Source organism: Streptomyces sp. Ag109_G2-15, assembly GCF_900215565.1.
GTDB classification, from domain to species: Bacteria; Actinomycetota; Actinomycetes; order Streptomycetales; family Streptomycetaceae; genus Streptomyces; species Streptomyces diastatochromogenes.
The window spans coordinates 5,032,925-5,046,208 of sequence record NZ_OCNI01000001.1 but is presented as its reverse complement, the minus strand read 5'-3'; the positions used below and the strand labels follow the sequence as shown (position 1 = coordinate 5,046,208).

Genomic DNA, 13,284 nt, shown 5'->3' with positions numbered 1-13,284 from the left:
CACCGTCCACGTCCGTTTCCCCCAAGAAGGACACCTCATGGGTTCCGCCAAGAACAGCAGCAGCGCGGCGCGCAAGGCGCGCATCGAGGAGTTGCGGCGCGCCGAGCGTGCCCGGGAACGCCGCAACCGGGTGCTCACCGTCGCCGCCAGCGTGGTGGTCGTCGGCGGTCTCGTCGTCGGTGGTGTGGTGCTCGTGAAGTCGCAGTCGGACAAGTCGAGCAAGAGCGACTCGGCCGCGAGCAGCGACGCCAAGGGCGGCTCGTCCGGGGACTCCGGGCACTTCACCACCGGCAAGGACGGGGTGAAGACCTGGGATGGCAAGCTGTCGCGGACGCACGTGACGACCAAGGTGTCGTACCCGATGCACCCGCCGGTCGGCGGCAACCACAACCCGGTGTGGCTCAACTGCAACGGCGACGTCTACACCAAGCCGGTGCAGGACGAGAACGCCGTGCACGCGCTGGAGCACGGCGCGGTCTGGGTGACGTACACCGGCAAGGCGGCCAAGGCCGACGTCGACGCGCTCGCGGCCAAGGTGAAGAAGACGCCGTACTCGCTGATGAGCCCGTACGAGAACCAGGCCGCCCCGCTGATCCTGTCGGCCTGGGGCCACCAGGTGACCGTGAAGAGCGCGAGCGATCCGGAGGTGGACAAGTTCTTCGCCACCTACGTGCAGGGCGACCAGACGCCCGAGCCGGGCGCCTCGTGCACCGGCGGGATGATGAAGTGAGGCGGCAGCACATCGGCTGGGTGGCGGGCGCGGCCGCGGCGGTGCTCGTCGCGGCCGGGGCGATCACGTACGCGGTCGCCGAGGACGGCGGATCGGATACGAAGACGCCGAGCGTCGAGTCCGCCGACGCGGGGTTCGCGCGGGACATGGCCGTCCATCACCAGCAGGCCGTCGAGATGTCGTACATCGTGCGGGACCGCACGAAGAACGAGGAGGTGCGGCGGCTCGCGTACGACATCGCGCAGACGCAGGCCAACCAGCGCGGGATGCTGCTGGGCTGGCTGGATCTGTGGGGGCTGCCGAAGGTGTCGGCCGACGCGCCGATGACCTGGATGGGCATGGGTGACATGGCCTCCGGCAAGGACGGCGCGCTGATGCCGGGTATGGCGACGAACACCGAGATGAAGAAGCTCGGCACGCTCAGCGGCAAGCAGGCGGAGATCTTCTACCTCCAACTGATGACGGACCATCACAAGGGCGGTATCCACATGGCCGAGGGGTGTGTGGCCAAGTGCACCGTCGGGGTGGAGAAGCGGCTCGCGCAGGGCATGGTCGACGCGCAGCAGTCGGAGATCGAGTTGATGGCCGGCATGCTCAAGGAGCGGGGCGCACAACCCCGTTCGTAACACCGCTGTAAGGATGAATGCCTCAAATCGCCCTGCATGAAGGTTACTTGAGCTTCTCTTGACCTTTGCGTTCCCCTGGCATGAACGGTTCATCGAAAGAGTGGCCCCCATCGTGTGATCAGCCGCGGGCCGATTGACCGCCGCGGGCCGGTGTGCGGATCCACGACGTACCGACCACTACATGCATGCGAACCGCATCGCAGGGGGTTCTATGAGATCCAACCGCGCCAAGGTGCGCGCCGGCGTGAGCATGGCAGCGACACTGCCCATGATCGCCGGGGCGCTGGCGTTCGGTATATCCGCGGCGCACGCCGCGGACACCCCGGCTCGTGACGCACTGGCGGGCACCAAGCCCGCATGGGCCACGGCCAAGGCGGACAAGGGTGCCACCGCCGACAACGCGCAGGTCAAGGCCCGGGTTTACCTGGCCGGCCGGGACCAGGCCGGACTCGCCGCCTACGCCAAGGCCGTGTCCGACCCCAGCTCGCCGCTGTACGGCAAGTACCTGAGCGCCAAGAAGGCGCAGGCCCGCTTCGGGGCCACCAAGGCCCAGGTGGCCGCGGTCAAGTCCTGGCTGAAGTCGGCCGGGCTCCAGGTCACCGAGGTCACCTCGCACTACGTCGCCGTCTCCGGTGACGTCGCCGCCGCCGAGAAGGCGTTCGGCACCCAGCTGCACAACTTCGCCAAGGGTTCGAAGACCTACCGCGCCCCGGCGAAGACCGCCTCGGCGCCCGCCGGTCTGCAGGGCGCCGTCCTGACCGTCACCGGTCTGGACAACGCCCCGCACAAGTCGACCCACGACGAGCAGCTGCCGCCCCCGGACGCCGTGTTCAAGAACTCCGGGCCGTTCTCCTCGTACTTCGGCTCGAACATCGCGACCACGCTGCCGGACGCGTACGGCCAGAAGATCCCGTACGCGATCAAGGGCTACACCGGCAAGCAGCTGCGTGCCGCCTACGGCGCGGGCGACTACACCGGCAAGAACGTGCGCATCGCGATCACCGACGCGTACGCCTCGCCGACCATCGCCTTCGACGCGGGCAAGTACGCGCTGAAGCACGGTGACGCGGCCTGGAAGACCGGCCAGCTGCACCAGGTGCTGCCGAACAACTACACCAAGACCAAGGAGTGCGGCGCGGCCGGCTGGTACGGCGAGGAGACCCTCGACGTCGAGGCCGTGCACGCGGTCGCGCCGGCCGCCGACGTCACCTACGTGGGCGCCGCGTCCTGCTTCGACGACGACCTGCTCGACTCGCTCAGCAAGGTCGTCGACAACCACCTGGCCGACATCGTCTCCAACTCCTGGGGCGACATCGAGGCCAACCAGACGCCGGACCTCGCGGCCGCCTACGACCAGGTCTTCCAGCTGGGCGCGGTCCAGGGCATCGGCTTCTACTTCTCCTCCGGTGACAACGGCGACGAGGTCGCCAACACCGGCACGAAGCAGGTCGACACCCCGGCCAACTCGGCCTGGGTGACCGCGGTCGGCGGTACCTCGCTGGCCGTGGGCAAGGGCGACACGTACCAGTGGGAGACCGGCTGGGGCACCGAGAAGGCCGTGCTGTCCGCGGACGGCAAGAGCTGGACCAACTTCCCCGGCGCGTTCACCTCGGGCGCGGGCGGCGGCACCAGCAAGACCGTGGCGCAGCCGTACTACCAGAAGGGCGTCGTCCCGGACTCGCTCGCCAAGGCCAACAGCGCCGACGGCAACCGCGTCGTCCCGGACATCGCGGCCATCGCCGACCCGAACACCGGCTTCCTGGTCGGCCAGACCCAGACCTTCCCGGACGGGTCGGAGCAGTACAGCGAGTACCGCATCGGCGGCACCTCGCTGGCCGCCCCGGTGATCGCGGCGGTCCAGGCCCTGGCCCAGGAGGCGCGCGGCAAGGCGATCGGCTTCGCCAACCCGTCGATCTACGCCAAGTACGGCAAGAAGGGCGTCTTCCACGACGTCACGGACAACCCGACGGGCTCCGGCCTGGCGGAGGCCCGTATCGACTTCGTGAACGGCTTCGACGCCTCCGGCGGCCTCGCGACCTCGGTCCGCAGCCTCGGCAAGGACAGCTCGCTGTCCGCGGTGAAGGGCTACGACGACGTCACCGGCGTGGGCTCGCCCGCGGGCGGCTACGTGCAGTCGTTCCGTCGTCACTGACCGGCCGGCGCTGATCCGCTGAAACGGTGGGGGGCGTGGGGTACACAACACCCCGCGCCCCCCATTGCGTCGCTCTGACGATTACACTGGGCCCGTGCCTCCGTTGAACTTCTGGTCGATCTATCAGCACGGCTTCGCACGCATTGCCGCGTGCACGGGCCACACCGTCATCGCCGATCCGCACGCCAACTCCGAAGCGGTCCTGCGCCACGCGCGCCGGTGCGCCGAGGAAGGGGTGGCCGTCGCCGTCTTCCCGGAGATGGTGCTGTGCGGCTACTCGATCGAGGACCTGCTGCTGCAGGACCCGTTGCTCGATCAGGTCGAGGCGGCGCTCCAGGAGGTGGTCGCCGGGTCGGCCCAGCTGCTGCCGGTACTGGTCGTCGGCGCCCCGCTGCGCCACCGCAACCGCGTCTACAACTGCGCGGTGATCGTGCACCGGGGCCGCGTCCTCGGTGTGGTGCCGAAGTCGTACCCGCCGAACTACCGGGAGTTCTACGAGCGCCGGCAGATCGCCGACGGCGCCGACGAGCGCGGCGGTTCGATCCGGGTCGGCGGCGAGAGCGTGCCGTTCGGCGTGGATCTGCTGTTCGCGGCGGAAGACGTCCCCGGGCTCGTGCTGCACGCGGAGCTGTGCGAGGACATGTGGGTGCCGGTGCCGCCCAGTGCGGAGGCGGCCCTCGCCGGCGCGACCGTCCTGGTCAATCTCTCGGGCAGCCCGATCACGGTCGGGCGGGCCGAGGACCGCAAGCTGCTGTGCCGCTCGGCGTCCGCCCGCTGCCTCGCCGCGTACGTCTACGCGGCGGCCGGCCTCGGCGAGTCGACGACCGACCTGTCCTGGGACGGCCAGACCATGATCTACGAGAACGGCGTGCTGCTGGCCGAGACCGAGCGGTTCCCGCTGGGTGACGAGTACGCGGTGGCCGACGTGGACCTCGACCTGCTGCGCCAGGAGCGGCAGCGGATGGGCACGTTCGACGACAACCGCCGTACGCACCGCGCGCGAACCGACGACTTCCGGACGGTCGCCTTCGAGCTCGATCCGCCGCTCACCGACCTGGGGCTGCGCCGTCGCCTGGAGCGCTTCCCGTTCGTGCCGGCCGACGCCGAGCGCCTCGCCCTGGACTGCTACGAGGCGTACAACATCCAGGTCGAGGGCCTTCAGCAGCGGCTGGCATCGATCGGTGGCCCGAAGGTGGTCATCGGGGTGTCCGGCGGCCTCGACTCCACGCACGCGCTGATCGTCGCCGCCCGTGCGATGGACCGCGCGGGGCGGCCGCGCAGCGACATCCTGGCCTGGACGCTGCCCGGCTTCGCCACCAGCGACCACACCAAGGACAACGCGCACGCGTTGATGCGTTCTCTGGGTGTCACCGCGGCCGAGCTGGACATCACGCCGACCGCGCGGCTGATGCTGAAGGAGATGGAGCACCCGTTCGCCTCCGGTGAACCCGTGTACGACGTCACCTTCGAGAACGTGCAGGCCGGACTGCGCACCGACTATCTGTTCCGGCTCGCCAACCAGCACGGCGGCATCGTGCTCGGGACCGGTGACCTGTCGGAGCTGGCGCTCGGCTGGTCCACGTACGGCGTGGGCGACCAGATGAGTCACTACAACGTCAACTCCGGTGTGCCGAAGACGCTGATCCAGCATCTGATCCGCTGGGTCATCAGCAGTGGGCAGTTCGACGAGGAGACCGGCAAGATCCTCGCCGCGATCCTCGACACCGAGATCAGTCCGGAGCTGGTGCCGGGCGAGGAGATGCAGTCCACCGAGTCCAAGATCGGCCCTTACGCGCTGCACGACTTCACGCTCTTCCACGTGCTGCGGTACGGGTTCCGGCCCTCGAAGATCGCGTTCCTGGCGTGGCACGCGTGGCAGGACGCGGACGGCGGCGCCTGGCCGCCGGGGTTCCCCGAGGCCAAGCGGGTGGCGTACGACCTGCCGGAGATCCGACGGTGGCTGGAGGTCTTCTGCCGCCGCTTCTTCGGGTTCGCGCAGTTCAAGCGATCGGCCATGCCGAACGGGCCGAAGGTCTCGGCCGGCGGTTCGCTCTCGCCGCGCGGCGACTGGCGCGCGCCGTCGGACAGTTCGGCGCGGGCGTGGCTGCGGGACCTTGCCCGGTTCGACGTCCCGTCCTGACCCGCCGGGACTGTCCTTTACCCACCCGCCCACCCGACTCGGTCGGCCGAGAAGCCGAGGCACCGGGGGTTCCGCCTTGAGCGCGGCGACGAAGGGCACCCAGGCGGCGAAGCGGCACTGAAGGAAACGTTCACGGGTCAGCTGTCCACGGCATCCATGGCTGAAGGACACGCGTTGGGGCGGGTATCGCGTGACCGTATCCCGCCCCAACGCCGTCACGCGAAGGATCGGGAAGTCGGGCACGAGATGAATGAGATGGAGATTCTCGTCGGCGAGCTGAAGGCGGCTCACGCCGATGGAAAGGACGCGATACGAGGAGTTCACGAGCCTCCTCTCACCATGGCTCACCCATGCGTGAGGAGCCTTCGGGACCCGAAGGACGCATCTCACCGGTCTCCTCGACGCCCAGGAGCGCCCACCGGTCCAGGCCGGAGGCGACTCCCTACGTAGACCTCACCCGTGCCGAACGGAGCGCCCTGCGCGACAAGGCTCCGCTGCCACTCACCGCTGAAGAGGTCGAGAAGCCGCGCGGCCTCGGCGACGTCATCGACCTGGACGAGGTGCGCGACATGTCAGCCTCGATGAGGTTGTCCGGTGGGAGCACATCCCGGACACTCTTCCCGCCGCGAAGTGGCGCCGACGCTGACTGCCCTGGTACGCGAAACCAGCCCCACCGACGATGGGAACATCGCGCCGATCATCGCCAATGAACCAGGCGCCTACACCTGCGGTTCCAGCAACTGTGTCGCCCGTTCCGTACGCAGATGCAGTGCCGTACGGCCCCTCCGCTGGGTCGTCACCAGCCCCGCTCCCCGCAGGGCCCCCAGGTGCTGTGAGACCGCGCTCGGGGTGATGCCCAGGCGGTCGGCCAGGGTCGCTGTCGTCAGGGGTTCGGCCAGGGCCGTGAGCAGGGCGGTCCTGGTGCGGCCCAGGACCGGGACGAGTCCCGCCAGGGCCGGCGGGGGCGGTTCCCAGAGCAGGCCGACGCCCACGGCCGGGTAGCGGATCGACGCGGCGGTGAGCGGTGACTTGTCGACGCCCACGTGCGGCCAGTTGAAGACGCTGGGCAGCAGGACCAGGCCGTGCCCGCCCGTGTCCACCGTCCAGACGGAGTGCGGGGTGCGTCGGCCGTGCACCACCAACTGGCCGCCGTCCCACGCGATGTCCCGGTGCAGTTCGGCGAAGAGCGCCTGGACCCCGCCGTCCACCAGGGTGAGCGCGCGCCTGCCGATGTCGGCCTCCAGAACCGCCCGCATCCGGCCCCAGCGCGGTGCAACGACCAGTTCGTGGCAGCGGTGCAGCGCTGCGGCGAGCCGCGGCAGTACCGCCTCCGGCTCGGGGGCCTCCTCCTGCGGGATGCCCAGGACCGCCGCGTACTCCCGCCGGAAGAAGACCTCCTCCGTGGCCCGCAGCACCTCCAGCTCCGCCGCCATCGACGGCAGCCGCTCCTGCGGCACCGGGAACAGGAACGAGGGCAGCGGCCCTGCGATCAGCGCCCGCAGCAGCGGCAGCTCACGCTCGTCCGCCAGCAGCGGCCGTGCCCCGCGCACCCACGGCTCGTGCACCGCGTGGCCACCCGTACCGAGCAGGATCCGCAGCGCCAGCACCGTCTCACCCAGCAGCGAGAGGGCGAACCGCACCCTCGCGACCGAGGCCGCGGTGAACCGGATCTCTACCGCCATACCGCCATCCGTGCCGCCCCGTCATCCCCATCATGTAGCCGGAGCTAAACGATAGTCGGGCGCCCGCCGTCACCCCCAGACTGCCCGGCATGGACTCCTTCACCTCGTACGACGGCACGAAGCTCGCCTACCACGCGACCGGCGACGGCCCCGCCCTCGTCTGCCTGCCCGGCGGGCCGATGCAGGACTCCGCCTATCTCGGCGACCTCGGCGGCCTCACCGCCCACCATCGCCTGATCCGGCTGGACCTGCGCGGCACCGGACGATCGGCACGGCCCGAGGACTCCGCCACCTACCGCTGCGACCGGCTCGTCGACGACGTGGAGGCCCTGCGCCGCCATCTCGGCCTCGACCGGATCGATCTGCTCGCGCACTCGGCCGGCGCGAACCTGGCCGTGTCGTACGTGGGCCGCCACGCGGAACGGGTCGGCAGGCTCGCGCTGGCCACGCCCAGCGTTCTGGCCGTCGGTGTCACCATCGACGGAGAGGACCGGCTCCGGGCCGCGCGGCTGCGCAGCGACGAACCCTGGTTTCCGGAGGCGTTCGCGGCCCTTGAGGCGGTCGTCGCCGGGCAGGGTACGGCCACGTCCTGGCAGGCTGTCGCCCCCTTCTGGTACGGCCGCTGGGACGACACCGCCCGCGCCCACCAGGCCGCCCAGGACGAGCAGCGCAACGCCGAGGCAGCGGCCGTCTACGCGGCCCCCGGCGCCTTCACCCCGGACACCACGCGTACGGCACTGGCCCGGTTCGCGTCGCCGGTGCTGGTCCTCGCCGGGGAGGCCGACGTGGCGGGCCCGCCCCGCGCGATGGCCGAGGTGGCCGGGCGCTTTCCCCACGGCCGACTGGTGATCCAGCCCGCGGCCGCGCACTTCCCGTGGCTGGACGACGGGGACCGGTTCGTGGCAACGGTCGGCGGGTTCCTGCGAGGATCTTGACCAGCCGGGACGGGTTGGCGGGCGAACTCAGTGCTGCAACGCCCCCGACTGCTCGGGTACGTGCGCAGCAACGACGCGCCCCACCGAAGCAACCTCCCGCCGCCGGTCCACCAGATGAGCCACGCTCGCCACGCCCAGTCCAAGAACAGCCAGCGCCGCCCCGGCCACCGCAGGCGACGTAACTCCAAACCCCGCCGCCAACGCCAACCCCCCGATCCAAGCGCCGCCGGCATTCGCCAGGTTGAACGCCGCCTGGTTGGCCGAGGAGGCCAGGGAGGGAGCCGCGGCGGCCTTCTCCATGACCATCAGCTGCAGCGGGGACCCGGTGACGAACGCCGCCATGCCGAGCAGCGCCACAGCAAGGGCAGCGCTCCACTCCGCCCGCATCAGCAGGGGGAACAGAAGCAGTACGGCCACCAGCGAGGCCAGCCCGCCGAACAGCGTGCCCCGCATCGACTGGTCGGCGAGACGGCCTCCCAGCAGGTTGCCCGCCGTCGCGCCCACGCCGAACAGCGCCAGCAGCACCGTCACGCTGCCCTCGGCGAACCCGGCGGAGTCCGTCAGCATCGGGGTGACGTAGCTGTACGCGGAGAAGAGCGCGCCGAAACCGGCAACCGTCGTACCCAGGGCCAGCCACACCGGCACCGACTTCAGCGCGGCCAGTTCGCCGCGCAGGCCCGTCGTGGGAGCGGCAACGCTGTCGTGCGGGATCAGCAGCGCGAGCGCGACTATCGCGGCGACGCCGATCGCACTCACGCCGAGGAAGGTCGCCCGCCACCCCAGGTGCTGTCCCATCAGCGTGGCGACGGGAACGCCCGCGATGTTGGCGACGGTCAGGCCGAGGAACATCAGGGACACGGAGCGGGCCTTGCGCTCCGGCGCGACCATGTTCGTGGCGACGACCGCGCCCACGCCGAAGAAGGCGCCGTGCGGCAGGCCGCTGAGGAAGCGGGCGGCGAGCAGGGAGTCGTAGCCGGGAGCGAACGCCGAGAGCGCGTTGCCCGCGACGAACATGGCCATCAGACCGATGAGCACTGTGCGGCGGGACATCCGGGCGGTGAGCGCGGCCAGCAGCGGGGCGCCGATGACGACGCCCAGCGCGTACGCCGAGACCAGGTGCCCGGCGGTGGGGATCGAGATGTGCAGGTCGTCCGCGACGTCGGGCAGCAGGCCCATCATCACGAACTCGGTGGTACCGATACCGAAAGCGCCGACGGCCAGAGCGAGCAGGGCCAGAGGCATGAAGGGCCTGTGCCTTTCGAAGTAAGAGAGCGGAGTTCCGTCACCAGCTTATGTTCAACTACGGAACAAAGTCTCTCAGGCCCAGTATTCCAACCGGTTACGAGGACGTGTCCACCTTCACACGAGCAGCCACCGGAAGGTGGTCGCTGTCGGTGCGCGGCAGGGTCCAGGAGCTCTCCGGCTCGACGCCCCGGACCATGATCTGGTCGATCCGCGCCATCGGGAACGACGCCGGCCAGCTGAATCCGAAGCCGCTGCCCGCCGCGCCCTGCGTGGAGCGCAGCTGGGAGGTGACGGCGTTGAGCGAGCGGTCGTTCATCGTGCCGTTCAGGTCACCGAGCAGCACGACCCGCCGCAGCGGCTCGTCGGCGATGGCCTCGCCGAGCGCGTCGGCGCTCTTGTCCCGCTGCCGGGCGGTGAAACCGGCCTCCACCTTCACCCGCACCGAGGGCAGATGGGCGACGTAGACGGCGAGCGGACCCTTGGGGGTGGTCACGGTCGCGCGCATCGCGCGCTTCCAGCCGAGCTTGATGTCGACGTCCCGCACGTCGGCCATCGGGTACTTGCTCCACAGACCGACCGTGCCGACGACCGCGTGGTACTTGTACGTCGACGCGAGCGCCTTCTCGTACACCGGGACGGCGGACGCGGGCAGCTCCTCAAGCGCCAGCAGGTCCGCCCCGGAGGAGGCGACGTCCCGGGCGGTCGCGGCCGGGTCGGGGTTGTCGGCGTTCACGTTGTGGGTGGCCATCATCAGGTCGCCGCCCGCGGCCGTCCTGTCGGTGAGCAGTCCGCCGAAGAGGTTCAGCCACACGATCGCCGGGAGGAGGATCGTGAGCAGGGCGGTCGCCGACTTCCGAAGCACGCCGAGGACCAGCAGGACCGGGATGGCCACGCCCAGCCAGGGCAGGAAGGTCTCCGTGAGGCTGCCCAGGTTGCCCACCCGGTTGGGGATGTGCGAGTGCAGCAGCATCACCAGCGCGAGCAGCAGCGCGAGGACGGCGAGGATGATGCCCCGGCGCCAGATGCGTGGATCGCCGCGCCAGCCGCCGAACAGGCGGTGCATCAGGCGCCGAAGCCCAGAACCCGGTCGCTCGGGCCCCGAGCCGCCGTTGTCCGTCTCCGTCATGTACGCCTGCTGCGCCATACCGTCTGCCTCACTGCCTGCCGTGCACACCGTCGTTCCCCCGTGTTCATCCGACCCTAGGGGATGATCGGCTCCGTTCCCGCCGTCCCATGACGGCCGTACGGAAGACGAGGACGAACGAGGCGGCGCCCGGGGTTCCGGTTACCCCCGGGACCGGCGTGGTCTGTGACGAAACATGCACATACGTGCTACGAGGCTGTCGAGCTGACGGGCCGTAGGCCTTCCAGGACCGTGTCGACGATCCGTTCCGCGAGGCCCTCGGGCAGGTCGCCGTCCGGACGCATGACGGAACGCACGAGCATGGGGCCGATGAACATGTCGTTGGCCAGTTCCAGGTCGACGTCCGCCCGGAGTTCGCCGCGCTGCCGCGCGCGGCGCAGCACGTCCAGGGCGAGGGCGCGCCGGGGCGCTATGACGCTGGCGTGGTACGCCGCCCAGATCTTGGGGCTGCTCTTCATCTGGGCGTACACGTTGTGCAGGATCGCCGACGAGCGGCTCGCGAGGCCGCGTTGGCGCAGGGACTCCAGCAGCACGACCAGGTCGTCGCGCAGCGAGGTGCCGGGGAGCACGGGGTCGGGGGGTTCGGCGGCGCGTACGACGTCGACGAACAGCTCCTCCTTGCCGCTCCAGCGGCGGTAGATGGTGGCCTTGCCGACCCCGGCCGTGCGCGCGACGCGCTCGATGGAGAGTTCGGCGAGGGGCACACCGTCCTCCAGGAGCTTCACCACGCCCTCCAGGATGGCGCGTTCCACGGCCTCACTGCGCGGTCGGCCCCGCACGGGCCCGTCCGGCCGCGGCCGGCTCTCGGCAAGGCTCACTCGTCCGTCCTTTCGCTGTGCTGCGGGAATTCTCCCGCAGCAGCCTCCTTCCCCCGTGGACCGGTTGGTTTCCCCTGTGGACCGGTCGGTTTCGGTCACTCCGCCGCTACGACCAACTCCTGTTCCTTCTTGCCCTCCTGACCGGCCGGCGGCTTGCCCGGCAGGAAGAGGGCCGTCACCAGGGCGCCGACGAGCGCCACGCCCGTACCGCACAGGGCGGTGACGTGCATGGCGTGCAGGAAGGCGTCGTTGGCGGGGGTGACGAGGGCCTTGCCCTGCGCGCCGAACTTCTCGGCGACGCCGAGCGTGGCCTCGATGGACTCGGCGGCCGTGTCCCTCAGGCCGGGCGGCAGCAGGCCGAGCTTGCCCTCGATGCCGTTGCGGTAGGAGGCGGAGAGCACCGAGCCGAGCACGGCGATACCGAGGGCGCCGCCGACCTGGCGGAAGGTGTTGCTGAGCGCGGAGGCCGAGCCGGCCTTCTCGCGGGGCAGGGCCTGCATGATGACGACGGAGGTCGGCGTCATGATGTGCGCCATGCCGGTACCCATGAGGAAGAAGACGACCTCCAGCACCCAGATCGGCGTGTCGGCCTCGAAGCCGGAGAACGCGGCCAGCGTCGCCGCGATCAGCACCAGGCCCCCGGTGGTCGTGGCCTTGTTGCCGAACCGGTCGACCAGCAGCCGGGCCCGCGGCGCGAAGATCAGCTGGGCGGCGGCCAGCGGGAGCAGCAGCAGACCGGACTGCAGCGGCGAGTAGCCGCGCACGCTCTGGGTGTAGAAGACGGAGAAGAAGGTCACGCCCATCAGCGCGAAGAAGACCAGCGCGATGGCGGCCATGGCGGCCGAGAAGACCTTGTTCTTGAAGTAGGTGACGTCCAGGGACGGGTGGTCGCTGCGCTTCTCGAAGATCACGAAGCCGGTGAGGACGGCGAGACCGGCGATGATGGTCGCCAGCACCTTGGCGTCGGTGAAGTCGGCCAGCTCACCGCCCTTGATGATGCCGTAGACCAGCAGGACCAGGCCGACGACGGACAGGACCACGCCGACGGGGTCGAGACGGCCCGGCCGGGGGTCGCGCGAGTCGGGCACGAGCCACACCATCAGGGCGAGCGCGGTGATCACGATCGGCACGTTGATCAGGAAGACCGAGCCCCACCAGAAGTGGTCCAGAAGCGCGCCGCCGGTGATCGGGCCGATCGCGATGGCGAGGCCGACACCGCCGGCCCAGATACCGATGGCCTTGGGCTGCTCCTCGCGCTCGAAGACGTTCATCAGCACGGCGAGGGTGGAGGGCATCACGAAGGCGGCACCGAGGGCCATCAGGGCGCGGTAGGCGATCAGCTGGTCCGGGGAGCCGGACTCGGCGGCCAGGGCCGAGCCGATGCCGAACACGACGAGCCCGCCGAGCAGGACCTTCTTGCGGCCGAGGCGGTCGCCGATGAGTCCGGCGGTGAACAGCAGGCCGGCGAAGACGAGGGTGTAGGCGTTGATCGCCCACTCGATCTGGCTCTGGGTGGCGCCGAGGCCGACGGGCGCCGGGGTGGAGATGGTCTTGATGGCGACGTTCAGGATCGAGTTGTCGAGCACCACGATGAGCAGGCTCAGCATCAGCACACCGAGGATCGCCCATCGGCGCCGGTGCACCGCTTCCGGTATCCGGGAGGCAGGGACGGAAGTTGTCATGCGTTCGAGCCTAGGACCATTTCGATACGGAACCGTCTCGTATCTTATTTCTTTACCGAGACCTTACACAGCGGGGGCGCAGCCGCGACGCGCCTGGGGGAACCGAGGAGAGCCGAAGGGATCACAGGGG

10 protein-coding genes and 1 pseudogene are annotated in these 13,284 nt (G+C 70.1%); 6 read left to right on the top strand and 5 right to left on the bottom strand.

Annotation, left to right across the window (positions count from 1 at the left end; all coding sequences use genetic code 11):
* The first annotated feature begins 37 nt into the window (after nucleotides 1-37).
* From CRP49_RS22645 to CRP49_RS22625, 5 genes and pseudogenes are all read left to right on the top strand, one after another.
* Nucleotides 38-730: a DUF3105 domain-containing protein gene (locus CRP49_RS22645; protein ID WP_097255044.1), complete on the top strand. Its 693-nt coding sequence runs from the start codon at nucleotides 38-40 to the stop codon at nucleotides 728-730.
* Nucleotides 727-1,356: a DUF305 domain-containing protein gene (locus CRP49_RS22640; RefSeq protein WP_097255043.1), complete on the top strand. Its 630-nt coding sequence runs from the start codon at nucleotides 727-729 to the stop codon at nucleotides 1,354-1,356. Before CRP49_RS22645 ends, CRP49_RS22640 begins: the two co-directional genes overlap by 4 nt.
* A 211-nt stretch (nucleotides 1,357-1,567) precedes the next feature.
* Nucleotides 1,568-3,508, top strand: a complete 1,941-nt coding sequence (locus CRP49_RS22635) for a protease pro-enzyme activation domain-containing protein (protein ID WP_097255042.1) — start codon at nucleotides 1,568-1,570, stop codon at nucleotides 3,506-3,508.
* 94 nt (nucleotides 3,509-3,602) lie between these two features.
* Nucleotides 3,603-5,648 (top strand): NAD(+) synthase, encoded by a 2,046-nt coding sequence (locus CRP49_RS22630; protein ID WP_179851723.1) that lies wholly within the window; start codon nucleotides 3,603-3,605, stop codon nucleotides 5,646-5,648.
* Between the two features lie 350 nt (nucleotides 5,649-5,998).
* Nucleotides 5,999-6,220 (top strand): annotated as a pseudogene (locus CRP49_RS22625) (hypothetical protein); the annotation flags it as partial.
* A gap of 147 nt (nucleotides 6,221-6,367) precedes the next feature.
* On the opposite strand, the gene CRP49_RS22620 reads toward CRP49_RS22625, so the two are convergent.
* On the bottom strand, nucleotides 6,368-7,330 hold the full coding sequence (locus tag CRP49_RS22620; RefSeq protein ID WP_097255040.1) for a DUF5937 family protein: 963 nt from the start codon (nucleotides 7,328-7,330) through the stop codon (nucleotides 6,368-6,370).
* 89 nt (nucleotides 7,331-7,419) lie between these two features.
* Here CRP49_RS22620 and CRP49_RS22615 point away from each other — a divergent pair, with 89 nt between their 5' ends.
* A complete protein-coding gene (locus CRP49_RS22615; protein WP_097255039.1) occupies nucleotides 7,420-8,265 on the top strand; it encodes an alpha/beta fold hydrolase in 846 nt (281 codons plus the stop codon).
* A gap of 27 nt (nucleotides 8,266-8,292) precedes the next feature.
* Here CRP49_RS22615 and CRP49_RS22610 read toward each other — a convergent pair whose 3' ends face one another.
* The 4 genes from CRP49_RS22610 to CRP49_RS22595 form a co-directional block, all read right to left on the bottom strand.
* Nucleotides 8,293-9,507: an MFS transporter gene (locus CRP49_RS22610; protein WP_097255038.1), complete on the bottom strand. Its 1,215-nt coding sequence runs from the start codon at nucleotides 9,505-9,507 to the stop codon at nucleotides 8,293-8,295.
* 97 nt (nucleotides 9,508-9,604) lie between these two features.
* The gene (locus CRP49_RS22605) at nucleotides 9,605-10,573 is read right to left on the bottom strand and encodes an endonuclease/exonuclease/phosphatase family protein (RefSeq protein ID WP_373560397.1); all 969 of its coding nucleotides are present in this window, start codon (nucleotides 10,571-10,573) and stop codon (nucleotides 9,605-9,607) included.
* Nucleotides 10,574-10,842: 269 nt separating this feature from the next.
* On the bottom strand, nucleotides 10,843-11,472 hold the full coding sequence (locus tag CRP49_RS22600; RefSeq protein WP_179851722.1) for a TetR/AcrR family transcriptional regulator: 630 nt from the start codon (nucleotides 11,470-11,472) through the stop codon (nucleotides 10,843-10,845).
* A gap of 95 nt (nucleotides 11,473-11,567) precedes the next feature.
* Nucleotides 11,568-13,154, bottom strand: coding sequence for an MFS transporter (locus CRP49_RS22595; protein ID WP_179851721.1), 1,587 nt, complete (start codon nucleotides 13,152-13,154; stop codon nucleotides 11,568-11,570).
* Nucleotides 13,155-13,284 lie beyond the last annotated feature (130 nt).